Annotated in this window: 20 protein-coding genes and 2 pseudogenes; 7 read left to right on the top strand and 15 right to left on the bottom strand. The window is 59.1% G+C overall.

Going from position 1 to position 25629, the window contains the following annotated elements:
• Positions 1–146: 146 nt before the first annotated feature.
• Entirely contained in the window at positions 147–2249 is a 2103-nt protein-coding gene (locus tag ACIPY9_RS02145) for a response regulator (RefSeq protein ID WP_400696637.1), read from the top strand.
• A gap of 6 nt (positions 2250–2255) precedes the next feature.
• Here the strand turns inward: ACIPY9_RS02145 and ACIPY9_RS02140 are convergent, their stop codons facing one another.
• From ACIPY9_RS02140 to ACIPY9_RS02130, 3 genes are all read right to left on the bottom strand, one after another.
• The gene (locus tag ACIPY9_RS02140; RefSeq protein WP_400696636.1) at positions 2256–3362 is read right to left on the bottom strand and encodes an NADH:flavin oxidoreductase/NADH oxidase; all 1107 of its coding nucleotides are present in this window, start codon (positions 3360–3362) and stop codon (positions 2256–2258) included.
• A gap of 83 nt (positions 3363–3445) precedes the next feature.
• Positions 3446–5161, bottom strand: a complete 1716-nt coding sequence (recJ, locus tag ACIPY9_RS02135; RefSeq protein WP_400696635.1) for a single-stranded-DNA-specific exonuclease RecJ — start codon at positions 5159–5161, stop codon at positions 3446–3448.
• A gap of 59 nt (positions 5162–5220) precedes the next feature.
• A complete protein-coding gene (locus ACIPY9_RS02130) occupies positions 5221–5763 on the bottom strand; it encodes a YaeQ family protein (RefSeq protein WP_400696634.1) in 543 nt (180 codons plus the stop codon).
• A gap of 318 nt (positions 5764–6081) precedes the next feature.
• Between ACIPY9_RS02130 and ACIPY9_RS02125 the strand changes: the two genes are divergently transcribed.
• The gene (locus tag ACIPY9_RS02125; protein ID WP_400696843.1) at positions 6082–6918 is read left to right on the top strand and encodes a TIGR02285 family protein; all 837 of its coding nucleotides are present in this window, start codon (positions 6082–6084) and stop codon (positions 6916–6918) included.
• A gap of 75 nt (positions 6919–6993) precedes the next feature.
• Here the strand turns inward: ACIPY9_RS02125 and ACIPY9_RS02120 are convergent, their stop codons facing one another.
• Positions 6994–7275, bottom strand: coding sequence for a DUF3509 domain-containing protein (locus ACIPY9_RS02120; RefSeq protein ID WP_400696633.1), 282 nt, complete (start codon positions 7273–7275; stop codon positions 6994–6996).
• 283 nt (positions 7276–7558) lie between these two features.
• Here ACIPY9_RS02120 and ACIPY9_RS02115 point away from each other — a divergent pair, with 283 nt between their 5' ends.
• Complete coding sequence (locus ACIPY9_RS02115) at positions 7559–8221, top strand: response regulator (RefSeq protein ID WP_400696632.1); 663 nt, start codon at positions 7559–7561, stop codon at positions 8219–8221.
• Here ACIPY9_RS02115 and ACIPY9_RS02110 read toward each other — a convergent pair.
• The 11 genes from ACIPY9_RS02110 to ffh all read right to left on the bottom strand — a co-directional run bounded on the left by ACIPY9_RS02110 (position 8194) and on the right by ffh (position 21670).
• The gene (locus ACIPY9_RS02110) at positions 8194–9450 is read right to left on the bottom strand and encodes an EAL domain-containing protein (RefSeq protein ID WP_400696631.1); all 1257 of its coding nucleotides are present in this window, start codon (positions 9448–9450) and stop codon (positions 8194–8196) included. The genes ACIPY9_RS02115 and ACIPY9_RS02110 overlap by 28 nt on opposite strands.
• 82 nt (positions 9451–9532) lie before the next feature.
• Positions 9533–13144: an ATP-binding protein gene (locus ACIPY9_RS02105; protein WP_400696842.1), complete on the bottom strand. Its 3612-nt coding sequence runs from the start codon at positions 13142–13144 to the stop codon at positions 9533–9535.
• A gap of 119 nt (positions 13145–13263) precedes the next feature.
• The gene (gene thrC, locus ACIPY9_RS02100) at positions 13264–14673 is read right to left on the bottom strand and encodes a threonine synthase (RefSeq protein WP_400696630.1); all 1410 of its coding nucleotides are present in this window, start codon (positions 14671–14673) and stop codon (positions 13264–13266) included.
• 105 nt (positions 14674–14778) lie between these two features.
• Positions 14779–16083, bottom strand: coding sequence for a homoserine dehydrogenase (locus tag ACIPY9_RS02095; RefSeq protein ID WP_400696629.1), 1305 nt, complete (start codon positions 16081–16083; stop codon positions 14779–14781).
• A gap of 132 nt (positions 16084–16215) precedes the next feature.
• Positions 16216–16956: a bifunctional protein-disulfide isomerase/oxidoreductase DsbC gene (gene dsbC / locus ACIPY9_RS02090; protein ID WP_400696628.1), complete on the bottom strand. Its 741-nt coding sequence runs from the start codon at positions 16954–16956 to the stop codon at positions 16216–16218.
• A 133-nt stretch (positions 16957–17089) separates the two neighbouring features.
• On the bottom strand, positions 17090–17986 hold the full coding sequence (gene xerD / locus ACIPY9_RS02085; protein ID WP_400696627.1) for a site-specific tyrosine recombinase XerD: 897 nt from the start codon (positions 17984–17986) through the stop codon (positions 17090–17092).
• A 101-nt stretch (positions 17987–18087) separates the two neighbouring features.
• Entirely contained in the window at positions 18088–18438 is a 351-nt protein-coding gene (rplS, locus tag ACIPY9_RS02080) for a 50S ribosomal protein L19 (RefSeq protein WP_400696625.1), read from the bottom strand.
• A 45-nt stretch (positions 18439–18483) separates the two neighbouring features.
• Positions 18484–19236 carry a tRNA (guanosine(37)-N1)-methyltransferase TrmD gene (gene trmD / locus ACIPY9_RS02075; protein WP_400696624.1) on the bottom strand — a complete coding sequence of 251 codons (753 nt, stop codon included), beginning with the start codon at positions 19234–19236 and terminating at the stop codon, positions 18484–18486.
• 5 nt (positions 19237–19241) lie between these two features.
• The gene (gene rimM, locus ACIPY9_RS02070) at positions 19242–19781 is read right to left on the bottom strand and encodes a ribosome maturation factor RimM (protein WP_400696623.1); all 540 of its coding nucleotides are present in this window, start codon (positions 19779–19781) and stop codon (positions 19242–19244) included.
• 5 nt (positions 19782–19786) lie between these two features.
• Positions 19787–20044 (bottom strand): 30S ribosomal protein S16, encoded by a 258-nt coding sequence (gene rpsP, locus ACIPY9_RS02065; protein ID WP_025258884.1) that lies wholly within the window; start codon positions 20042–20044, stop codon positions 19787–19789.
• Between the two features lie 249 nt (positions 20045–20293).
• Positions 20294–21670 carry a signal recognition particle protein gene (gene ffh, locus ACIPY9_RS02060; RefSeq protein ID WP_400696622.1) on the bottom strand — a complete coding sequence of 459 codons (1377 nt, stop codon included), beginning with the start codon at positions 21668–21670 and terminating at the stop codon, positions 20294–20296.
• Between the two features lie 213 nt (positions 21671–21883).
• Between ffh and ACIPY9_RS02055 the strand changes: the two genes are divergently transcribed.
• The 4 genes and pseudogenes from ACIPY9_RS02055 (at position 21884) to ACIPY9_RS02040 (ending at position 25551) form a co-directional block, all read left to right on the top strand.
• Complete coding sequence (locus ACIPY9_RS02055) at positions 21884–22696, top strand: inner membrane protein YpjD (protein WP_400696621.1); 813 nt, start codon at positions 21884–21886, stop codon at positions 22694–22696.
• A 12-nt stretch (positions 22697–22708) separates the two neighbouring features.
• Positions 22709–23159 (top strand): annotated as a pseudogene (locus ACIPY9_RS02050) (DUF21 domain-containing protein); the annotation flags it as partial.
• 62 nt (positions 23160–23221) lie between these two features.
• Positions 23222–23956 (top strand): annotated as a pseudogene (locus tag ACIPY9_RS02045) (transporter associated domain-containing protein); the annotation flags it as partial.
• Between the two features lie 287 nt (positions 23957–24243).
• Positions 24244–25551 carry an MFS transporter gene (locus tag ACIPY9_RS02040; RefSeq protein ID WP_400696620.1) on the top strand — a complete coding sequence of 436 codons (1308 nt, stop codon included), beginning with the start codon at positions 24244–24246 and terminating at the stop codon, positions 25549–25551.
• Positions 25552–25629: the final 78 nt, after the last annotated feature.

The following is a 25629-nucleotide window of genomic DNA, read 5'->3' as shown; positions in this document are numbered from 1 at the left end:
CCCGCACAAGGTGCAACCCTCCGTCATTTCCGGGGTCAACTTCCCCGAGAAGACACGACAAGCGGCTCGGGCGTATTGATCAATGACTCCGAAAAGCCTATGAATACCTGCATTCTGCCTCACAGCCCTACCGGAGCTTGCCTCACGTGATTTCAAGCAGTGGCTTTCCTGCGGGCCTGAGCGAAACCGCCCGAATCATCAGGGACAAGGATTGGAGCCAGACCGCCCTGGGGCCAACAACGCAGTGGCCTGCCTCGCTGAAAAACGCCCTGAACCTGATCCTGAACTCACCGGAGTCGATGTACCTGCTCTGGGGGCCGGAACTGATCTTCTTTCATAACGACGCCTACACGCCGATCCTCGGTCCTCGCCAGCACGGGGCCATCGGCATGCCGATTCCCGAACTCTGGGCCGATGTCTGGGACCAAGTCTCGCCTCTGGTCATGGACGCGCTGGCGGGCAAGGCCTACCAATGCAAGGACAAGCCCCTGACCATGGCCCGCTACGGCGAGGTCGAGCAGACATGGTGGTCATTTTCCTTCTCCCCATTGATCGATGAACAGGGTGTAACCGTCGGCATGTTCTGCATGACCAACGAAACCACCCGGCATGTCCTTGACCAGCAGGCCCTGCAAGCCAGCGAGGTCAGACGCCAGGAACTGATCAGCAACCTGATCCAGGTGGAAAGGCAGCAGACCGCCAAACTGGAACAACGCACCGCCGAGTTGAACACCTTCTGGGACATCTCCCCGGACTTGCTGGCCATGGTCGACTTCAACGGGTATTTCCTGCGAGTCAACCCGGCCTGGGGAGCGGTTCTGGGCCGTACGCCTGAGGAACTGGTCGGCTCATCGATCCTGACGCTGGTTCATCCCGACGATATTGCCAACACCCAAGGCGCCTTGAAGCACACCGTCGATCAAGTGCTGCCCCTGTTTGAAAACCGTTACCTGCACAAGGACGGGACCTATCGCTGGATCGGCTGGACAGCAGCCCCCGGCAATGGCGTGATATTCGCGCTGGGCAAACACATCACTCACGAAAAACAACGCTCCGAAACCCTGCGCGCCACTGAGGAGGCCTTGCGCCAGTCACAGAAAATGGAAGCGGTCGGACAACTCACGGGCGGCCTGGCCCATGACTTCAATAACCTGTTGATGGGCATCTCCGGCAATATCGAGCTGCTTCAGTCACGGGTGAATCAAGGTCGGCTCGACGATCTGGGGCGCTATATTGCTTCTGCACTGGAAGGTTCCAGGCGGGCAGCCTCGCTCACTCATCGGTTGCTGGCCTTCTCCCGTCGCCAGACCCTGGCCCCCAAGGCCACTCACATCGACCGGTTGATCACGGGCATGGAAGAGCTGATACGACGCACCGTCGGACCGGCCATCGACATGCATGTTCAATCCATCCCCGACCTGTGGGCGACCATGGTCGATCCGCATCAGCTGGAAAATTCACTGCTGAATCTGTGCATCAACGCCCGGGATGCCATGCCCGATGGTGGAAAGCTGTTGATCGAAACCGGTAACCGCTTTCTGGACGCCTCTGCCGCGCTCCGGCATGAATTGCTACCCGGTCGTTACGTGGAACTGTCCGTCAGCGATACCGGCACCGGCATGTCCGAAGACGTGGTAGGGCGGGCGTTCGATCCCTTCTTCACCACCAAACCCATCGGCATGGGAACCGGCCTGGGTCTGTCGATGATTTATGGGTTTGCCCGGCAATCGGGCGGCGGTGTGAGTATTCATTCTCGCCCCGGTCAGGGTGCGAAGATCTGCATCCTCCTGCCATTCTTCGCTGGCGATGCAGAGCCGGTGGAACATGAAGCGCAGCCAGACATGCCGCTCGTAACAGATACGGGCGGTGAAACCATACTGGTCGTGGATGACGAACCGGCCGTCCGCGCCTTGATGACCGAAGTGCTTGAAGAACAAGGCTACAGTGTCTTGCAGGCCGAGCACGGGGCTGACGCCCTGGTGATTCTGCAATCGAAGGCCACCATCGATCTGCTGGTCACCGATGTGGGGTTGCCCGGCGGGATGAATGGCCGTCAGGTCGCCGATGCCGCCCGGGCGATACGCCCCGAGCTGACGATACTGTTCGTGACCGGTTATGCCGAGAACGCCGCCCTGGCCCAGGGCAACCTGGAGCCGGGCATGCACATCCTGACCAAACCGTTCTCGATGAGCTCACTGACCGGCCGCATCACCGACCTGCTGAACGGGCCGGTACAGGAGCACCACTAATCGGGTTCAGTCCCGCAGGTCCGATTCATGGATCGGCTGATCACGGTGGGTCGCACGCTGATACTGGGCAGGCCAGACGGCCTTGCGTCCGCCCAGATCATCATCGGCATGCAGAGCCCAGTACGGATCGCGCAACAACTCACGGGCAAGCAGAATGATATCGGCCTGGCCGGTACGCAGAATATGTTCGGCCTGCGCAGGTTCAGTGATCATGCCCACGGTGCCGGTGGCAATGCCCGACTCCTTGCGCACACGCTCGGCGAAGCGTGTCTGATAACCGGGGCCGACGGGGATTTCCGCATTGACCGATGTCCCGCCCGAAGACACGTCGATCAAATCGACTCCCAGCGCTTTCAGACGACGCGCCAGCTCTACCGTTTCATCCGGATTCCAGCCGTCCTCCACCCAGTCGGTCGCCGAGACGCGCACGAACAGCGGCAGTTCGTCGGGCCAGACATCCCGGACCGCTTCGGTCACTTCCAGGGTCAGGCGAATGCGGTTTTCAAACGAACCACCATAGCGGTCTGTACGTTGATTGCTGAGCGGCGACAGAAACTGATGCAGCAGATAACCGTGCGCGGCGTGAATTTCGACCACCTTGAAACCGGCGATCAGCGCACGACGAGCGGCATCGACAAAGGCCTGAATCAAGGCCTGGATCTGCTCTTCAGTCAGTTGCACCGGCACCGTATGTTGCGGGTCGAAAGCGATGGCCGATGGTCCCAAAGGTTTCCAGCCGCCCTCGCTCTCGGGCACGCTGCCATGCTTGCCCAGCCAGGGACGCCAGGTACTGGCCTTTCGCCCGGCATGGGCCAGTTGAATCCCCGCCACCGCGCCCTGCGCCGTGATGAAGCGGGTGATTCGTTGCAGAGGCTCGATCTGCCGGTCATTCCACAGGCCAAGATCCTGAGGCGTGATACGCCCTTCTTCAGTCACCGCCGTGGCTTCAGTGAACACCAGCCCGGCCCCACCGACGGCACGGCTGCCCAGATGGACCAGATGCCAGTCGTTGGCCAGACCATCGACGCTGGAGTATTGGCACATCGGCGAAACAGCGATGCGGTTGAGCAGGTTGAGCTGACGGAGGGTATAGGGTTCAAGCAACAGGCTCATGGCGACCTCTCGGGTTGAAAATCAGGCGCTGGACTCTTTTTGTGTCTACAGAGACTAGTCGACAACCCGAAAGAGGGCCTGGTTCAACGCATGGCGAGATGCGTCACGATCAGTTGCACGGTCTCATTGCCCCGAAACTCGTTGAGGTCCAGCTTATAAGCCACTTCGACCTGACACTTCTCGGAAGTGGGCCAGACATCGAGGTCGACATTAAAGGCAATGGCATCGATCCTGATCGTGCCGCACAGGGTTTCCAGCACCATTTTCAGGTGCTTGCGGCCCACGATGTAGTTATTCGCAAGACTGAATACGCCGTGGAACAAAGGCTCCGGGAAGTGCTGCCCCCATGGCCCGGCGTTGCGCAATGTCCTCGCCAGTTCCAGATTGAATTCTTCGACCGCCAGCGGACCATCGGACAACAGACGCCCCGTGAGGTCGTCTTCATTGAGTTGACGACGCACTTCCCTGTCGAAGGCTTCGGCAAAGACCGGGAAGTTCGCCTCGGGCAATGACAGACCTGCCGCCATGGCATGGCCGCCGAACTTGCTGATCAGCTCGGGATGGCTGGCGGCCACGGCATCCAGTGCATCGCGAATATGGAAACCCGGCACCGAACGGGCCGACCCCTTGAGCACACCCTCCCCGGCACTGGCGAACGCAATGGTCGGACGGTGATAGCGTTCTTTCAGGCGCGAGGCCAGGATACCGATCACCCCCTGATGCCAGTCCGGCTCGAACAGACATAGCCCGAACGGCATGGATTCCACCGGCAAATCCCTGAGCAGCTTCAAGGCGTCATTCTGCATCCCTTGCTCGATGGATTTGCGGTCCTGGTTCAAGGCATCCAGTTGCACGGCCATTTCCTTCGCCATGGCAGGATCGTCGCAGAGCAGGCATTCGATACCCAGGCTCATGTCATCCAGACGGCCGGCCGCATTCAGGCGCGGGCCGAGGATAAACCCCAGGTCGGTGGACGTGATGCGCGACGCTTCGCGGCCCGCGACTTCAAGAATGGCCCGCAACCCCGGACGGGCACGGCCTTCACGGATACGCCTCAACCCCTGATGGACCAGAATGCGGTTGTTGGCGTCCAGCGGCACGACGTCAGCCACACTGCCCAGGGCAACGAGATCCAGCAATTCGCCCAGGTTGGGCTCGGGACGCTGCGGGCTCTGGAACCATTGAAGATCCCGCAAGCGCGCGCGCAAGGCCACCAGAATGTAGAAGATCACCCCGACGCCCGCCAGCGACTTGCTGGGGAACGTGCAGCCGGGCTGGTTCGGGTTGACGATGGCATCGGCAGCCGGCAATTCACTACCGGGCAAATGGTGATCGGTAATCAGCACCTTCAGCCCCGCCGCCTTGGCGGCCGACACACCTTCGACGCTGGAAATGCCGTTATCCACGGTGACCAGCAACTGAGGCTCGCGCTGCAAGGCGACTTCGACGATTTCAGGCGTCAGCCCGTAGCCGTACTCGAAACGGTTGGGCACCAGATAATCCACATGGGCCGCACCGAACAGACGCAGCCCCAGCACACCGACCGTGCTGGCCGTCGCCCCATCGGCATCGAAGTCCCCGACGATCAGGATGCGTTGACGCTGCTCAAGCGCGGCCACCAGCAACTCGACAGCCGCCTCGATCCCCTTGAGCTGCTGCCAGGGAATCAATTGCTTCAGCCCTTTATCCAGCTCGGTTTCAGACGTCACGCCCCGTGAAGCGTACAGCCGGGTAAGCAGGGGTGGCAGGTCGCCCAGAAAAGGCAGGGTGTCAGGCAACAGACGAGGTTCGATGCGCATGCGGTTCAGCTGATTCTCTGTGTTTTCAACAATCGGGAAGGTCGATCAGGGCCCGGCTATCAGCCGCGCTCACCCGCCAGCCATTGCAACTGCACTTCATGCTGACCACGATCGTCCGTCACGAACACGGTGCCTTCACTGATCATCACATCCCACTTGATCACCCGGGGCATGTCCTTGGCCAGGACTTCCAGAACGTCCTGCGGCACGGCAGCAATGTTGACGTTCTTCAGGTTCTTGACGGCAGGCACCACCTTGCCTTCCCAGACGCGCAGGCTGCCATAGGCCAGCAGGCTGGTGCGCTCGGTACGGCGCGAACACCAGGTCAGGCGCTCGGCATCGGGCTGGCCGACCTCGATCCAGTGCAGGACGCGGTCGTCGAGGCTTTTTTCCCACAGGGCCGGCTCGTCTACTTCAGACAGGCCACGGCCAAACGACAGTTGCTCGTTGTACCAGAAGGCATAGGCGAGCAGGCGCACGGCCATGCGCTCTTCCGTCTCGGAGGGATGGCGGGCGATCGTCTGTTTGACGCTTTCATAGATCCCATGGTCAAGATCGGTGAGGTTCAATTCGAATTTGTAGGTCGTGGACGGCTGGGCCATGAACGGGCTTCTAGAGTCGGGGAAAGGCGCAAGTCTAACCGATGCAGGGCTGTCGAACGACCTTGGCAGGCAAATGGAAGATCGTGACATTGGCCTGGCACGCAAAATCCACTGGCCTAATCGAAAACATTGATGCAATTTAATACAGCGGAAAGGCAATCATGTTGACTCGGATGTCAGGAACCACAACAGTGTGACGCCACTGGCATCGCAGCGATCCAATCACCGTCTGTTCACTTGAATAACCATTTTCGGGGATGAAATCAGAGAATGTCTTCTCTTGTCTCGCCGTCCGCCAGATCGCGCCTGACCCAATGGCTGCTGGCATTGGCCTTATGCGGATTGCCAGGCATCGGCCAGGCCAAGGACACACTGATCTGGCTTCTGCGGGACATGCCCCCGGCGACCATCTTTGCCGGCCCTTATAAAGGGCAAGGTGCCATCGATCAGTTCATGCCACTTCTGATCGCCCGCATGCCCGAATACGAACACCTGCTGATGCGGGTCAACCGGGCCCGTGGCATGCAAATGCTCAACGAACACGCCTTCACCTGCGACCCCACGCTGCTGTGGACTCCGACACGGGCCAAGTCCATCGTTTTTTCCATTCCCACCTACATCGTGTTCAGCAATGGATTGATCGTTCGCAAGGATGACCTCTCCCTGTTTATTCCTTTCATTGCCGACGGGCACATTGATCTGGACGCCTTGCTGGCCAGCAAGACCATCAAGCTGGGGGTCGTTGCCGAACGCAGCTACGGCATGGTGATCGACAAGATCCTCCATAAGGTCCCTGACGGGGAACTGAGCGAGCACTATGGCAACGATGCGGTGGGCAGCCTCTTGCAAATGGAGCGCCTGGGCCGCCTGCAAGCCATGATCAGCTACTGGCCAGAAGCCCGCGCCCAAGCCATGCGCCAGGGGATAAGACCCGAAGAGCTGGCATTTTTGCCCGTCAAGGACACGCCCAAATACCAGGTCACGCACATTGGCTGCTCGGATACGCCACAGGGCAGGCAGGCCATGGACATCATCAACCGGGAAATGCGCACCCTGCGCGAAACCAGCCTGCTGAACTTTTATGCCAACTGGCTGGAACCGGAATTGCGCACTCAGTACATAGAAGACGCCAAAGCGTTCTTCGAGACCAACTAGCGCACTTTTCAGTGCGTCCCCATTGTCCCGGCAGAGCAAAGCTCTGCTCAGGACAACGCTCCGACCTTCCATGCATCAAGCAAACGCCGGTGCGACAAAGGCCCTGTCACGCATGGCAGCAATCACGCAAGGTTCGATCCTGCCTTCGGCCACCATCAGGTCCCGGTGCAGCCCATCCACGACATCCGTCAGCTGACGTTTATCGCGCAATTGATCAGCCGTGAACATACGCTCGATCACAATGGCACCTGTCACATCTTTCAGGGTGACCAGACGTTCCCCACGAGAGCCTTCCCGCCCCAGGCTGGCCTGGTAAGGCGCCAACGCTTCGCTTAGCAGCAAACTGATATTTTCCATCCGGATCACCACTCGACAATTTGAATGCAAAGGTGCTTATCACTGACCACCGGCAAGCACGGAAAGTTCTTTGGCTTGATCGGTTCACTGGACTGCTCAGGAACTTGAGCATGCCTGCGGAATATGACAAAGAAAAAACCGCACGACCGCCCCATCCAGGTCACGTAGGAATATTCATCAAGAATGGCCTCCGAATCCTACAAATCCGCCATGGCCCGAGGGAGGACCTGAACAGCAATCTCAGATGTCATTAACATTGGCCTTCCCTCAATGGAGCAATACCTTGAGCGCCTCTCCCTATCCGGCATTGCGCATCATTCTGGCCGATGATCATCCGATTTTCCTGATCGGCCTACGCGTGGTGCTTGAGCAAGACAATGACGCAAAGGTCATCGCACAAGCGTGCAACCCGAGCGAGCTTCTGCAGGCCCTCGACACCCATGCGTGCGATGTGCTGATCACCGACTTCATGATGCCTGCCGAACGGCAGAATGACGGGCTGCGCCTGCTGCAACGCATTCATCGCGACTTTCCGCACTTGCCGGTCATCGTAGTGACAACCTTGAACAACGCCGGGCTGTTCCGGGCGATGCTTGCCCTGAATGTTCAGGGGCTGTTGAACAAGGCCAGCGTGGCGGGTGAATTGCCAGCCGCGATCAGGAGCATTCGTCGCGGGGACGTCTTCCTGGCCGACTCGGTACAACGGGCGATGCTCGACGCCAGGGACCATGGAACGAACAGGCTGATACCGCTTGAGCAGTTATCGCCAAAGGAACTGGAAGTCATACGCTTGCTGGCAGCCGGCCATTCCGTCGGGGAAATAGCCCTGCAACTGCACCGCAGCAAGCAGACGGTCAGCGCCCAGAAGGTCAGTGCCATGCGCAAGCTGGGTCTGGGCAACGACGCGGCGCTGTACATTTACCTGCAGGAACACGGAATGTCCTGAGGCTCGTTCTCCTGGACGACCGGCCAGGAGTGGCATGACTTTCGCTCGCTCATCCAGCGCAACAGGTCGGCCGCACACATGGGACGAGCGATGAAATACCCTTGAATGGCTGGCACATCCAGCCTCAAAAGGCTGTGAAAGTCGTCGAGGGTTTCAACCCCTTCCACCACCACCTCCATCGACAGACGACGGGCCATGAACAAGGCCCCCGCAACAACAGCCGCCTGACGAGGATCATCCGCCACCCCTTGTACAAATTCGGCTGGAATCTTCAGTTCGGAGAATGGCAGTTGCAAAAGCCGATGAATGTTCGACGCGCCCATCCCGAAATCGTCGATGGACAACTTGCAGCCCTGCATGCGCAAGCGCAGCAGCCCTTCCAGTTGCCCGGCTCGAGGCTGCAAGGCTTCGTGTTCGAGAATTTCCAGCGTCAAGACGCTGGCCGGTAATTCATGACGGGCCAGCAATGCCATGACTCGCGGAGCAAAATCCTCCAGCGCCAACACCTGAGGCGCGATATTGACGGCCACCGGCAAGGCCTCGCCTTGCCTGTATCGGACCTCGGCAGACATCTGCAAGGCCTGCTCAAGCACTCGCCAGGTCAGGGGCACGACAAACCCTGCACGTTCGATCGCCGACATGAAGCGGCCAGGGGCCAGAAGCCCCTGCACAGGGTGCTGCCATCGAACCAGAGCCTCGACCCCAAGCAGATCCCCCTTCAGGTTGACCTTGGGCTGGAAATACGCAATCCATTGCTCGACGCAGCTCTCGACCTGAACGTTTGCAGGCGCGACCAGTTGCTCAAGGCAGAAAGGCGCCAGCACGTCTTTTTCCGGCACGGGTTCCAGTCGTTCATACGCCTCAAGTACATCGCCCAGCATGGCGGCAGTGGCCGGTTTCGGCAGGTTTCCCAATACGGCCAGCCCCTGATCGAACGCCAGACGGGCCACGCCCTCGCGCACGCCCTCGGCAGCATGACTGAGGATGACCAGTGACCGGGCCTGACCGCCCTGTGCCAGATGACGAATAAGCTCCAGGCCATCTGCCCCGTCCATCTGCAAGTCGCAGATGGCGATATCGACACCCCCCCGATTACGCAGAGACTGCCGGGCAGCTTCGACACTGTCGGCGGTCATCACATCGAAGACCTGATTGGCGTTGAGCATCTGATGCAGCGCCATCAGTTGAAAGGGGTCGTCTTCGAGGATCAGAACTTTGAGAGCGCGCATGGTCATTTTCCGAATCACAGCCCTGGGGCCGAAAGTGACAACACTCTAGCCCCTCAGGTCGGCGTTCCCCATAAGACAAGTCCTAAACCAGAGGCTTCACCAACAACGATTCGATGTCTGCACGCAAATGCTCGATGGACGCATCCAGCATCGGCCAGTGCTCATGCAAGGCTGATCCGGACTCACTTTTCACGCTGGCATCCAGTGCCGCGCAGGCCTTGGCCAGCGGTACGGCATCCACCAGACAGGCTGCGCCCTTGAGGCGGTGCAAGGATGCACTCAGGGTTTTCCAGTCGTGGCCGCCAATAGCCGGCTGCATGACTTCACGCTCATGACACAGGTTTTTCCATAGCTCACCCAGCAAACGCTGCATCTGCTCCTCATTGGCCTGGGTCATGCGCCGCAAGGTGCGAATATCGAATGTCGGCTCATGAATGACCCTGGCCAGCTCAGCCGACAACCTTTCCAGAGACAAGGGTTTGAGCAGCAGGCCGTCCATGCCGCTACGCTCGCATCGCTCCCCTTCGCCGGTCATGGCATTGGCCGTACAACCGATGATCGGGCAGTGCGCGAGCTGTTCACGGCCCTCGATATCACGGATCGCCTCGGCCAGTGCATAGCCACTGACACCCGGCATGTTGCAATCGGTGATGACCGCATCGAAATGCCCTTCGCGCCATCTCTCCAACGCCTGCGCGCCCCCCTCGACGGGCACGACCCGATGACCGAGAAACTCCAGTTGCTGGGTGAGCACCAGACGGTTGGCAGACAGGTCATCCACCACCAGCAGGCACAGGCTACGATCGACCCGATGCGGTTTGCACGGTGCCTGCGACATGGCAGGCGGAGACTTCACCCTGGCCAGGGTCACGTTGACCATCACCTGCGTACCCTGCCCCATTTCACTGATCAGGCTGATCTCCCCGCTCATCAGTTCGACGAGCTGTCGCGAAATGCTCAGTCCAAGTCCGCTTCCCCCATACAGAGCCGCCGTATCGTCACTGGCCTGCATGAAGGGCTGGAAAATCTGCTGCTGTCGCTGGGGATCGATACCGGCCCCCGTGTCCTGGACACGGATCTGGATCCGTTGCGACTCACCGGACGTCTCCAGCACATTGACGGCCACGCACACCGAACCCTGCTGCGTGAACTTCAAGGCATTGCCCACCAGGTTGTGCATCACCTGACGCAAGCGCAAGGGGTCAAGCCAGTAATCACCGCGGGCGGACTCCGCAAACTCCAGCGTCAGACCGACTCCTTTTCCCTCAGCCTGAGCGGCAAACAGCTGAACAACACCTTCAAAGAACGGATACAGCGACGTCGCCGCCAGCGACAGTTGCATCCCTCCTGCTTCGATCCTGGCCAGATCGAGGCTGTCGCCAATCAGAGAGACCAGTTCCCTGGCAGAACGGTGGGCCACGTGCACACGATGGGAAGGCTCATCGCCCCTGGCCTGGGCCTGCTCGCACTCCAGTTCCAGCAATCCGATGATGGCCCCCATGGGCGTGCGGATTTCATGACTCATGCTGGCCAGGAACGCGCTCTTGGCTTCATTGGCCTGATCGGCATGACGCAGCGCCTCTTCGAGCTGAACCTCCAATCGCTTGCGCTCGGTGATATCGATCCAGCCCCCCAACAACCCCTGCAACTGACCATCGGCGCCAAAAAAGGGAACCGTCCATTGCCAGGCATCGACGCGCTTGCCCTGCAACTCCAGGGTCCTGTCCACGAATATCGGGCGCCGGTTCTCCAGGAGCTTGAGGTAGTCGAGGTGCATCTGCTCTGCGACCGGTCGCGGAATCAGGTCGACATCGATCAGGCGGCGGCCATTCATCTGCTCGAAGCTGATTCCGAAGCTTTCCTCATAACTGCGATTGCAGGAAATCAGACGCCCCTTGAGGTCCCGAACGTAAATGGGATTGGGTATGCCATCAAAGAGCGCGTGCTTGAAGGCCAACTGGTCATTGAGTTCTCTTTCAGCCCTGGAGCGCTGGCGGATCTGAACCTTGAGTCGACTGCTCCAGACTAGGGACACCAGGACAAGCATCCCTGCCAGTATCACGACCCAGAACACCCACGGCGGAATCCGGCTCCAGAGAGAAGGTTGCGGCAGAACCGAGCCGAGCCATTTAATGCGGATGGAGCGCATCTCGGCGACCGGGAACGCTTCCAGAGCCTTGTTCAGAATGCTGAGCAGTTCAGGTTGTGACTTGATGACTGAAAAACGGTCCGGTGACCATTTGCCATCTACGCTGCGCCCGACCTTCAGGGCTCCGGTCGGAAAGAGATAGGCACCGGCTTCGTTCTGGATCGTGGCATCGGCCTGACCGCTTTCCACCAGGGCCCTGGCCTCGTCATAGGTCGAAACCAGCCGAAGCTGCACGTCAGGAAAATCACGCCGTATGCTCTCTTCCAGCGCATGCCGGGCAGGCAATGCCAGTGTCCGCCCGGACAGATTGCTCAAGGATGTCGGCGACACCTTGTCGGAGCGCACGACAAAAACCCAGTTATTGCCGCCAAAGGAATAGGTGAAATCCAGAAACTGCCTGCGCTCGGCATTCTCGGCCAGCGTTGTGTTCATGACGGCCTCTGCGGCCTTGAGTACGCCAATGCTTTCCTGGGTCGAGAAGACTTCTCTGTGTACGAATTGCAGGCCTGTCATGCGAGAAATCCGGGCCAGAATGTCGGCATTCAACCCCACCCAATTGCCATTATTGTCCTTGTAGATATAGGGCGGATGCTGGGTCGTCGAAATCGTTACGCTGGGGTGCTTGCTCAGCCAGCTCTTTTCGGAGCGGGTCAGCGTGATGCGCTGCCCGGCCACATCGGCTCCCAGCCCCAGCGTCCAGCGCCCCAGCACTTCTCGGCTGAGCGAAGGAGAAAAGCTGGCCAGGGCACGGTTGATCAACGCCAACAGCCGCCGCTCATCCTGACGCACGGCAAACCCGAACCCCACGGGCGGCAGCGCACTCTCGAAATGGATCTGCAAACCCAGATAAGGCCGCAGGGCGGTATAAGAACGCACGATCACTTCATTGCCGATGAAGGCATCCGCCTCCCCCTGGCTCAGCGCCTCCATGGCACTGTAGAGGTTGGGCGCAATAATGATTTCACTGTCCGGGTAGGTACGCTGGACGACCTGGGCGTCGGCATAGCCATCGAGCAATACGACCTTTTTACCGGCCAGCGTCATGGTCGGGGCCACATCGCTGCCGCGCCCGACCACAACCGAACGGTCAGGCATGTACTCGGTCGAAAACGCCAGCCCCTGAACACCCCGTTCAAAGCCATTGGCGCTGGTGATGATATCGATATCGCCATTACGCAAGGCGGCAATCGCCTCCTCGCGCCTGACGAACCCTACCACCTGCATCGGGATGTTCAGACTGTCGCCGATCAGGCTCAGGTAGTCGGCGCTGATACCCTGATAGCGGTTATGGTCGCTGGTGATATCGATGGGTTCGTAATCGGCAATCGCAATGCCGACCCGTAATGTCTTGCGCTGGTCCAGCCACTGGCGATCAGGGGCATCGAGGGGCAGATCGTCCAGCGTCAGAAAAGGAGCACTCAGCGTAAATGGCAGGTTCTGCGCTGCACTGGCCGACAGGCAGAACGACAGTGTCAGCAGAAGAAAAAGTGCGCGCCATGCACGTCCAATGATTGAGTTGCCTGTCACCCTGACCACACTTTGCATACTTGCTTGTTTCACAACAACTGACTCATCCGAATGAACTGAAAAACCTCCAGAGTTTGGCACGTGAAAATGAGAAGGCCCGCCAGATGGCGGGCCTCAGTTGTTACACAACGCTTCCGTTACAGCGGCTTTCCGCGGTTGCCATGCTGGCTGACGAAGGCCTGTATGGCTTTGAGGTCATTTGGCAAAACGGTGCAGCGTTCGTCGCGCTCGAACAAATCAGACAAATGTGCAGGAAGCTCAAGAGCTTTTCCTACGCCTGCTTTCTCTACCGCGTCAGGGAACTTGACCGGGTGAGCCGTGCCCAGCACCACCATCGGGGTGTCCAGGCTGCGACGGCATTCACGCGCAGCCTTGACGCCGATGGCGGTGTGCGGATCCAGCACTTCACCGGTCTGTGCGAACACTTCAGCGATGGTTTCGCAGGTCTGCTCGTCGCTGACTGCCAGCGAGTCGAACAGCTTGCGTGTTTCGGTCCAGCGGTCTTCTTCGACGCTGAAACCGCCACCCTGCTTGAAGCTGTCCATCAGATCAGCAATGGCTGCACCGTTGCGACCGTGCATGTCGAACAGCAGGCGCTCGAAGTTCGAGGACACCATGATGTCCATCGAAGGCGACAGCGTGGCGTGCAGGGTTTCCTTGACGTACTGGTTGCCGCTCATGAAGCGGTGCAGGATGTCGTTGCGGTTGGTGGCCACGATCAGTTGATTGACCGGCAGCCCCATGTTGCGGGCCAGGTAACCGGCGAAGATGTCGCCGAAGTTTCCGGTCGGCACCGAGAAGGAAACCGAACGGGCCGGGCCGCCCAGCTGCAGGGCAGCGTGGAAGTAGTAGACGATCTGGGCCATGATCCGCGCCCAGTTGATCGAGTTGACCGCAACCAGACGGGTGCCCTTGAGGAAGCCCTGGTCGGCGAAGCTGGCCTTGACCATTTCCTGGCAGTCGTCGAAGTTGCCTTCCACGGCGATGTTATGGATGTTGTCGCCGAAGATAGTGGTCATCTGGCGACGCTGAACGTCCGAAACACGCTTGTTGGGGTGCAGGATGAAGATATCGACGTTTTCGCAGCGACGGCAGCCTTCGATCGCCGCCGAGCCGGTATCGCCGGACGTGGCACCGATGATGACCACGCGCTCGCCGCGCTTGGCCAGCACGTAGTCGAGCAGACGACCGAGCAATTGCAGCGCGAAGTCCTTGAACGCCAGGGTCGGGCCATGGAACAGCTCCAGCACCCATTCGTTACCGTTCAACTGGCGCAGTGGAGCCACCGAGCTGTGGGCGAATACGCCGTAGGTCTCTTCGAGAATCTTCTTGAAATCGGCATCCGGAATGCTGCCGGCCACGAAAGGACGCATCACGCGGAAAGCCAGCTCGTGATAAGGCAGGCCAGCCCAGGACGCGATTTCCTCCTGGGTGAAGCGTGGCAGGTTTTCCGGTACATACAGGCCGCCATCGCTGGCGAGGCCGGCAAGCAGCACATCTTCGAAATTCAACGCCGGCGCCTGGCCGCGGGTACTGATGTAGCGCATTTTTTCAAACCCTTGGTTTGAGCTGCAAGTTTCAAGCTACAAGTTTCAAGCAAGAGCACACAGGCTTTTGACTTGCAGCTTGCAGCTTGTCGCTTGCCGCTATCGTTAATTCAAATGTTCGACACGAATCCGCACAACCGGACCGACCACATCCTGCAAGGCTTCCAGAGCCGTGATCGCATCGTTCATGCGTTGTTCACGGACACGGTGGGTCAACAGAATCATGGGCACCAGGCCGTCATGTTCTTCGGCCTCTTTCTGCATGATCGATTCAATGTTGATGCCACGCTCGGACAGGATGCTTGCAACCTGTGCCAGCACGCCCGGATGATCCTTGGCCTGAATACGCAGGTAATAGGCACTTTCGCACGCCTCGATCGGCAGGATCGGATGAGCGGACAGTGAGTCCGGCTGGAAGGCCAGGTGCGGCACACGGTTCTCCGGATCGGAGGTCATGGCACGCACAACGTCCACCAGGTCGGCGACCACGGAAGAAGCGGTGGGCTCCATGCCTGCACCTGCACCGTAGAACAGGGTCGAGCCGGATGCATCACCATTGACCATGACCGCGTTCATCACGCCATTGACGTTGGCGATCAGGCGATCGGCCGGGATCAGCGTCGGGTGAACCCGCAGCTCGATGCCCTGCTCGGTGCTGCGCGCAACGCCCAGATGCTTGATACGATAGCCCAGTGCTTCGGCGTAGTTCACGTCGGCAGTGGTCAGTTTCGTAATGCCTTCGGTATAGGCCTTGTCGAATTGCAGCGGGATGCCGAAGGCGATGGATGCCAGGATCGTCAGCTTGTGCGCTGCGTCGATGCCTTCGACGTCGAAGGTCGGATCGGCTTCGGCATAGCCCAGCGCCTGGGCTTCAGCCAGTACGTCAGGGAAGGTACGGCCTTTCTCGCGCATCTCGGTCAGGATGAAGTTACCGGTGCCGTTGATGATCCCGGCAACCCAGTTGATGCGGTTTGCCGAAAGGCCTTCACGAATGGCCTTGATGACCGGAATGCCACCCGCGACAGCAGCCTCGAAGGCTACGATCACGCCCTTTTCCCGCGCCTTGGCGAAAATCTCGTTACCGTGTACCGCGATCAGCGCCTTGTTGGCCGTTACCACGTGCTTGCCGTTTTCAATGGCCTTGAGCACCAGCTCGCGGGCCACGGTGTAGCCACCGATCAGCTCGACGACGATGTCGATTTCAGGGTTGCTCGCCACCGCAAATACGTCGGTGGTGGTTGGGGTACCGGTAATCTGGCAGTTGGGGTTTGGTGTACGGACCGCAATTTGCGCAACTTCGATTCCACGCCCGGCACGGCGGGCAATCTCCTCGGCGTTACGCTGAAGTACGTTGAAGGTACCGCCACCGACAGTACCCAGCCCACAGATGCCTACTTTGACCGGTTTCACTGATGAACTCCCCGAAAAACGGCCGTCTCGAAACCGGCCGTGGAAAACAGCCGCATGTCACCATGCGACTCCAATTTTTTAGCGAGATGACGACAGGGCGTCACCTCATGAGGCTGACCTGACGACGCTGGATTATTTTGCGTTCAGTGCCAGCTTTGCAACCTGGGCAGCGGGCTGATAACCCGGAATCAGTTGGCCATCGGCCAGAACAATGGCCGGCGTACCGTTCACACCAATCGACTGGCCCATTTCAAACTGCTTCGTGACCGGGTTTTCGCACTTGGGTGCCTTGATGTCCTTGCCTTCGACCATGCGGTCCATGGCGTCCTTGCGGTCCTTGGAACACCAGACTGCCTGCAACTGCTGGTCACCCGGCGAACCCAGACCCTGACGCGGGAACGCGAGGTAGCGCACCTCGATGCCCATCTTGTTCAATTTGCCGACTTCTTCATGCAGCTTGTGGCAGTAAGGGCATGTGGTGTCGGTAAAGACCGTGATATGGGATTTGGTTTCACCGATGGCCGGGTAAACCACCATTTCGTTGGTCGGAATGGCGTTGATGGTTTTTGAAATGGCCTGGCGCTCGGTCTTCTCGGTCAGGTTGACCGGCTTGCCGTTCTGGATCTGGAACAGGTAGCCCTGCACCACGAACTGGCCGTCGGCACTGGCGTATAGCACACGACCGCCCTTGAGCTTGACTTCATAAAGGCCATTGAACGGACTGGCTGCGATGCTTTCCACCGGCAGTTCCAGTTGCAGAGACTCCAGCGTCTTGCGGATGGCCTGATCAGGCACCGCATCAGCCTGGACAAAGGTACTGAAAGAGCCGGCCAGGGCAACAATGGCGGCAGCAAAAATATGAGGCAAGCGCATGAAAACTCCTATAACGGCGGACAGACCGGTGGCGTTGAAAACGACGGACGCCAGCTTCAATCTGCGAAACCGGCAAAGCCTACCACATAAGGCCTTTAACACCGACCCGGACTGACAGAAGTTACCGGTACGTTCAGCCACGTGGATGGTGCCGGGCATGCATATCCTGCAATCGGGCACGCGCGACATGTGTGTAGATCTGTGTCGTGGACAGATCGCTGTGCCCCAGCAACATCTGCACCACACGCAAGTCGGCCCCGTGATTGAGCAAATGTGTGGCAAAAGCATGACGCAGGGTATGCGGCGACAGCGATTTGCCGATACCGGCCACAGCCGCCTGATGCTTGATGCGGTGCCAGAAGGTCTGCCGGGTCATCTGCTCGCCACGCAGGCTGGGAAACAGAATGTCGCTGGGACGCCCGCCCAGCAACTCATCACGGGCACCGCGCATGTAACGCTCGACCCAGACAATGGCTTCTTCTCCCATGGGCACCAGACGCTCCTTGCTGCCCTTGCCCATGATCCGCAACACGCCCTGACGCAAATTGACCTGCTCCAGTGTCAGGCTGATCAACTCACTGACGCGCAAGCCACAGGCATACAAGACCTCCAGCATGGCACGGTCACGTTCGCCGATCGGCTCACTCAGGTCCGGTGCCGCCAGCAGGGCCTCGACATCGGCTTCGGACAGGGACTTGGGCAATGGCTTGCCCAGTTGCGGCATGTCGATCAGCAAGGTCGGATCGACAGCAATCAACCGCTCACGTAGCAGGTAACGGTAGAAACCACGCGCCCCTGACAGAAAGCGGGCGGTCGAACGGGGTTTGTACGCCTGATCCATTCGCCATGACAAATGATCGAGAATGACATCGCGCCCGGCCTCGACCAAATCCACACCACGCTCCTGCAACCAGCCATTAAAGAGGGCCAGATCGCTGCGATAAGCGTCGCGGGTATTATCGGACAAGCCTTTTTCCAGCCAGAGCGCATCCAGAAAACGGTCGATCAGGGGGTGGTCGATGGCAGGCATTTTTACTCGTGGTTCGTCTTGCGGCAGAGGACTGCATGATTAAACACAGGCAACAAAAAAGCAGCCCGAAGGCTGCTTTTTTTATGCATCGAAAAACTGTATCAGGACAGTTTTTCCTTGATGCGAGCTGCTTTACCGGACAGGTCACGCAGGTAGTACAGTTTGGCCTTGCGAACGTCGCCGCGACGTTTCACAGCCAGGCTGTCGATTTGCGGGCTGTAGGTCTGGAAAGTACGCTCAACGCCAACACCGTTGGAGATCTTGCGAACAGTGAAAGCACTGTTCACGCCACGGTTGCGCTTGGCGATGACAACGCCTTCGAACGCTTGCAGACGCGCACGATCACCTTCCTTCACTTTCACCTGAACGACGATGGTGTCGCCTGGGGCAAAGGTAGGGATTTCTTTGTTCATCTGCTCTGCTTCGAGGGCAAGAATGATTTTGTTGGTCATGCTGGTGCTCCTAAGGTAATCCGTTCTGGATCAACCATCGATACGTTAACTATCGTCCCGCTCGCGGATGTATTCCGCCAGCAGCTTCTTCTCTTCTCCAGAAAGCGAGCGGCTTTCCAGAAGATCAGCGCGTCGTTCCCAGGTCCTTCCAAGGGACTGCTGTAAACGCCAACGCCGGATGTGCGCGTGATTGCCACTTAGCAACACGTCGGGAACACGCTGATCCGCATACACCTCAGGTCGAGTGTAATGCGGGCAATCCAGCAGACCGTCCGTGAAGGAATCTTCCTCCGCGGAGTCCACATGCCCTAAAGCTCCAGGCAGCAGTCGCGTAACCGCGTCGATCAGCACCATCGCCGGTAGCTCGCCACCGGACAGGACATAGTCACCAATCGACCACTCTTCATCGACATGAGCATCAATAAAACGCTCGTCAATGCCTTCATAACGACCGGCGATGAGGATAATCGCGTCCTCTTGCGCCAGTTCGCGTACCGCAGACTGATTCAGCTTGCGGCCTTGTGGCGAAAGGTAGATCACCTTCGCCGCATCCCCTGCAGCTTCTCTGGCCTGAACCAGAGCATCTTCAAGGGGCTTGATCTTCATCACCATGCCCGGACCACCGCCAAATGGGCGATCATCCACAGTGTGATGGCGATCAGTGGTGTAATCCCGCGGATTCCAGCAGGTCAGCTGCAAGAGCCCCTGTTTCACCGCGCGGCTGGTAATGCCGTATTCACTGATGGCGGAAAACATCTCCGGGAACAGACTGATGACTTCTATGCGTAGGCTGGCCATGGCATTCAGAAGTCCGCATCCCAATCCACCTTCATTTCGCCGGCTTCCAGATCGATTGCCAGCACACATTGCTCCGTATAGGGCAACAGACGCTCGCGATCATCCAGGCTGCCTGCGCAGGACTTGACCACCATTACATCATTCGAGCCGGTTTCAAGCAGGTGATCGATCTTGCCGAGCAATTGCCCATGCGTATCGATGACCTTCAGACCTTCAAGCTGGTACCAGTAGTACTCGCCATCGTCCAGTTCAGGGAACAGGCTGCGCGGCACGCAGATTTCGCAACCGGACAGAAGACGAGCTTCATCACGGTCGTCGAGACCCTTGAGCTTTGCGACCAGGAACTTGCCTTGCAAGCGTCCGCTGACCAGCTCTACCTGTTTTTCCACCCGCCCTTCACGTCGAAGCGTCCAGGTCGTGTAGTCCATCAGGTTGTCTATCGGATCAGTAAAGGAATACACCTTCACTTCGCCGCGAACGCCATGAACCGAGAAAATCTTGCCAATGACGATCAGATCGTCGGCAGATGCAGGCGTCGCGTTCATAGGACTCAGGCCGCAGCCTTGGCCTTGTTGTGCTCTTTGATCAACTGAGCAACGCGCTCGGAAGTCTGAGCACCAACGCCCAGCCAGTAGTTCAGGCGTTCTTCGTTGACGGACAGACGAACTTCCTGACCACGAGCGATCGGGTTGAAGAAGCCGATTTGTTCCTTGTGGGAACCGTCACGAGCGTTGCGGCTGTCGGTTACGGTCAGGTGGTAAAACGGGCGCTTTTTGGAGCCGCCAAGGGCAAGACGGATGGTTAGCATTGAACATCGTTCCTGTAGTCGGTGCTGCAAATCTAAGATGCACAGCGGGCATGGGTGCCCGAAAGGCCGCATATTCTAAGGAATATCCCGACTTTTGCAAATGACTTTTTCCGGTGCCTGCCGGCATGCTGTCCAGATTTGCAATCGAAGCTGTCGTCAGACAGCGGGTTGAGACCCGCAGAACGCGGGCTTGCTGGAGGGCTGCCCCTCCAGGATGAACGCGCGCAAAGCCTCTTGCGCGCGAAACAATCACATTTTCGGCATGCCGCCGCCCGGGAACATTCCACCCATGCCGCGCATCATTTTTGCCATTCCGCCCTTGGCGGAGAATTTCTTCATCATCTTCTGCATCTGCTTATGCTGCTTGATCAGACGCCCGATATCCTGAACCTGGGTACCCGAACCGAGAGCGATACGGCGCTTGCGCGAACCGCTGATCAGTTCAGGGTCACGACGCTCGGCCGGCGTCATCGAGTTGATGATGGCTTCCATCTGCTTGAACTGCTTCTCGGCCGCGCCCTGGGCATTGCCCATCTGCGAGAGGTTCATACCGCCGATATTGGGCAGCTTGTCCATCAGGCCACCAAGGCCGCCCATGTTCTTCATCTGTTGCAACTGGTCGCGGAAGTCCTCGAGATCGAAGCCCTTGCCCTTCTTGAGTTTCTTCGCCAGCTTGTCGGCTTTCGCCTTGTCCAGCGTCTGCTCGGCCTGCTCGATCAGGCTGAGCACGTCGCCCATGCCGAGGATTCGCGACGCGATACGATCAGGGTGGAAAGGCTCGAGCGCTTCGCTCTTCTCGCCCATACCGATGAACTTGATCGGCTTGCCCGTAATGGCGCGCACCGACAAGGCGGCACCGCCACGCGCATCGCCGTCGACCTTGGTGAGGATCACACCGGTCAGGGGCAGCGCATCGCCGAAGGCCTTGGCAGTATTGGCCGCATCCTGACCGGTCATGGCATCGACCACGAACAGGGTTTCGGCCGGCTTGACCGAAGCATGCAGGGCCTGGATCTCGGTCATCATCTCGGCATCGACGTGCAGACGACCGGCGGTATCGACGATCACGACGTCAATGAACTTGAGCCTGGCTTCCTGGATCGCGGCGCGGGCGATATCCACAGGCTTCTGGCTGATATCGGAAGCGAAGAAGGTTACGCCGATATCGTTGGCCAGGGTTTCGAGCTGCTTGATGGCCGCCGGGCGATAAACGTCCACCGACACGACCATGACGCTTTTCTTCTTGCGCTCTTTAAGGAAGCGCGCCAGCTTGCCGGCCGTGGTGGTTTTACCCGCACCCTGCAAACCAGCCATCAGAACGACAGCCGGAGGCGTGACGTTGAGCACCAGGTCTTCGTTGGCGGCGCCCATCAGGCTTTCGAGTTCGGCCTGAACGATTTTCACGAACGCCTGGCCCGGCGTCAGGCTGCGCGACACTTCGGTGCCGACGGCGCGCTCCTTGACGTTATTGACGAAGTCCTTGACCACCGGCAAGGCGACGTCGGCTTCGAGCAGAGCCATACGCACTTCGCGCAAGGTGTCCTTGATGTTGTCTTCGTTCAGCTTGGCCTTGCCAGTTACGTGGCGCAGCGTCTGCGAGAGGCGGTCGGTTAGGTTTTCAAACATGCGCGATCCTTTCAGGCTCTGGTCGAACCCCGGTTGATGCGGCCCGGCCCGCTATGAAGAAAATGGCGCTCGGCGAGCCTGCGGCTGGAGCAGGTCGCGGATTATAGCGAAGACTCTGCCGAACGGACACCACACTGTCTGCTTATGTAGTCTTTCGTGAAATGTCGGTTCTATGCCACACTCAGCGTCTTTCGGGCCCGTCCATCAGGATCTATGTTCCCTCTACCACCCAGCCTGCTTTCAAGCCTTGCCGCCGCCGGCCTTTATGCCGCTGCGACCATCTACCAAGGCGTACGCCTGAATCAGACCGCCAAACCCGACAAGCGGCTGCTCGCCCTGCTCGGCACCCTGGCCGTCATTGCCCATGCCATCGGCCTTTATTCCCAGCTGGTCCGTCCGTCAGGTCTGGGCCTGGACTTCTTCAACTCCGCCAGCCTGATTGCCGTATCGGTCATCACCCTGACCCTGATCGCCACTACCCGTATTCCGGTGGAGAACCTGCTGGTGCTGCTGTTCCCGCTGGGCATGGTCACGGCTCTGCTGGCCCAGTACGCTCCCAGCGGCACGGTGCAGCCGATCATCGAAGAACCGGGCATTCTCAGCCATATCCTGTTGTCGATCCTGGCGTATGGCATGTTCACCATCGCGGTATTTCAGGCCTTGCTGCTGCTGGTGCAGGATCACCAGCTCAAGCACAAGCACCCTTCCGGGCTGATCAGGAACTTCCCTCCCCTGCAAACCATGGAAAGCCTGCTGTTCGGCTTCCTGTGGGCGGGCTGGACACTGCTTTCGCTGTCGCTGATTTCCGGCTGGCTGTTCGTCGAGAACCTGTTTGCCCAGCATCTGGTGCACAAGACCCTGCTTGCCTGTCTGGCATGGGTGGTGTTCAGTGTCCTGCTGTGGGGCCGCAATCGTCTCGGCTGGCGTGGGCACAAGGCCATTCGCTGGACCCTGGGCGGCTTCTGCCTGCTGATGCTGGCCTATTTCGGCAGCAAGCTGGTACGTGAATTCATTCTGCATATCTGACGGGCGTCGATCATGGATAATCTGCCCATCGGCCCGCTCGCGGGTGTACTGACCCTGCTGATGCTCTGGTCAGGCTTGCTGAGCGCTGTCGAGGCCGCCCATCACCGGCTCAATACCCTGAAAGCCGGCAGCCGCCCCAATGAAGCGGCCACCCTGCCCGAGCTGGCCTTTGAGCTCAACAGCCTGATCCTGAGCAACACACTGATCAAGACCCTGATCATCGTCATCGCGACGCTGATTGCCGTCGATGGCTGGTTCAACAACGGCCCGACCCTGGCCTGGCTCCTCACCGCCAGCATCATGCTGCTCTTTACAGAACTCATCCCGCGCCGTCTGGCCACTCGCTACCCGGTTGCCACGCTCCTGCTCGGCAATGGAACACTGCGCATCCCCATGAAAATCGTCTGGCCAGTGGCCTGCGCTTTCAGTGCCCTGGCCAGACATCTGCTGCGCCTTTTCGGCGTGCGCCCGGCACCTGGCGCGGATGAAAAACGGGACGAAAACCCGCAGAAGCCTGCTTCCCATGATGGCATTCAGGAGCATCATCCTCGCGCCAACGTGCTGTCCGGCATCAATGCCCTGGACAGCATCACGGTCAACGACATCCTGATCCCTCGCAGCGAAGTGGACGGCGTCAACCTCGACGACCCTATCGAGCAGATCATCGAGCGCCTGATCATTTCGCGACATACGCGCCTCCCGGTCTATCACGACGATATCAATCAGGTTCAGGGCATTCTCAATACCCGGCAGATCAGCCATTTGCTGCCCAAGGGCGAACTGACCAAGGAGCAACTGCTCGCGGTCTGCTATGAACCCTACTTCGTGCCGGAAAGCACGCCGCTGCAACTGCAACTGCTCAACTTTCACAAACAGCAGCGCCGCCTGGGCGTGGTCGTGGACGAATACGGCGAAGTGCTGGGCATTGTCAGCCTGGAAGACATCCTCGAAGAGATCGTCGGCGAGTTCGAGAACGAACAGACTCTCAATAATCCCCATGTCACCCGTCAGGCCGACGGGCGTTTTGAAGCGGAAGGCGCCGCCTCGATTCGCGACCTGAACAAGTGCCTGGGCTGGCACCTGCCGTCCGATGGCCCCAAGACCCTCAACGGTCTGATCACCGAAGCCCTGGAAACCATTCCCGAAGGCCCGGTCTGCCTGAAAATCGGCCCTTACCGGCTGGAAATTCTGGAAACCGAGGACAATCGCGTGAAAAGCGTCATGATGTGGCAAAACGCTCCCAGCCTGGTCTTTACCTGAACCGGGCATAATGTTGCCACTTGTTTCACGAGCAAAGCCCTTCCTATAATCCTTGCGCTTACCCAGCCAGCCGTCACGCGTGCTACCCGCACTCAGCGCAGACGGCCAGTCATTCAGCCTGAACGACTCGCAACACTTTCTGGCAGGCACTCCCATCCCCGAGTGCCGCCATTGCCCCTAGGCCCAACCGGGCTACTCTGCTCAGCGCTGTACCCACAATCACAAGAACGAATACTTGCCGCCGCGTGCGAACGCCGTCAGGCAAGATGACTGTCAGGGATACCCGCATGACCAGCACAGCCACCCTCAGTGAAACCGGCGATACCCAAGCCCCCACCAATTCCGCGACTCGCGTTGCAACGGCCAGCTTCATCGGCACGGCCATCGAGTTCTATGATTTCTACGTTTACGCCACGGCCGCCGCCCTGGTGATCGGCCCGGTGTTCTTTCCACAGACCTCCGGCACCGCACAGATGCTGTCGTCGTTTCTGACCTTCGGCATCGCCTTTCTTGCCCGCCCTTTGGGGTCAGCCCTGTTCGGTCATTTCGGTGACCGCATCGGCCGCAAGTCGACCCTGGTCGCCTCCTTGCTGCTGATGGGTATCTGCACCACTCTCATTGGCGTGCTACCCGGCTATGCAACTATCGGGGCCTGGGCACCCATCATTCTGTGCCTGCTGCGTTTCGGTCAGGGACTGGGGCTTGGCGGTGAATGGGGTGGTGCCGCGCTGCTGGCGACCGAAAACGCCCCCAAGGGCAAACGTGCGTGGTTCGGCATGTTCCCGCAACTGGGCCCTTCCATTGGCTTCCTGGCCGCCAACGGCCTGTTCCTGACTCTGGCGATGACACTGGATGACGAGCAATTCCGTGCCTGGGGCTGGAGGATTCCCTTCCTGCTCAGCGCTGCCCTGGTCATGGTCGGTCTGTATGTGCGCTTGAAGCTGGAAGAAACACCGGTGTTCGCCAAAGCCATCGCACGCCATGAACGGGTCAAGATGCCCATCGTGGAAACCTTCAGCCAGCACTGGAAGCCCATGCTGCTGGGCGCAGCCTCGATGGTCGTGTGCTATGCGCTGTTCTATATCTCAACGGTCTTTTCATTGAGCTACGGGGTTTCCACCCTGGGCTATAGCCGGGAAACCTTCCTGGGCCTGCTGTGTTTCGCCGTCCTGTTCATGGCCGCCGCCACACCTCTGGCTGCCTGGGCCAGTGACCGCTTCGGACGCAAGCCCGTACTGGTGGCCGGTGGCGTACTGGCGATTGCCTCGGGCTTTCTCATGGAACCCCTGCTGACCCACGGCACAACCTGGGGTGTTGCGCTGTTCCTGTGTATCGAGCTGTTCCTGATGGGCGTGACCTTCGCACCGATGGGGGCGCTGCTGCCAGAACTGTTTCCGACGCAGGTGCGCTACACCGGCGCATCGGCAGCCTACAACCTGGGCGGCATAGTCGGCGCTTCTGTTGCGCCGTTCTTCGCACAGAAACTGGTGGCCATGGGTGGTTTGAGCTGGGTGGGCGGGTATGTATCGGCAGCCGCATTACTCAGCCTGCTGGCTGTGCTGTGCCTGAAAGAGACTCGGGATAAGGAACTGTAGGGTACAGAATTGTGTGGGAGCGGATTTATCCGCGAAAAACCTCTTCGCGAATGAATTCGCTCCCACACAACTTACAGG

It is taken from the genome of Pseudomonas sp. NPDC089734 (genome assembly GCF_044748865.1).
Taxonomy (GTDB): Bacteria; Pseudomonadota; Gammaproteobacteria; order Pseudomonadales; family Pseudomonadaceae; genus Aquipseudomonas.
This window is presented reverse-complemented; position numbering and strand designations above follow the sequence as displayed.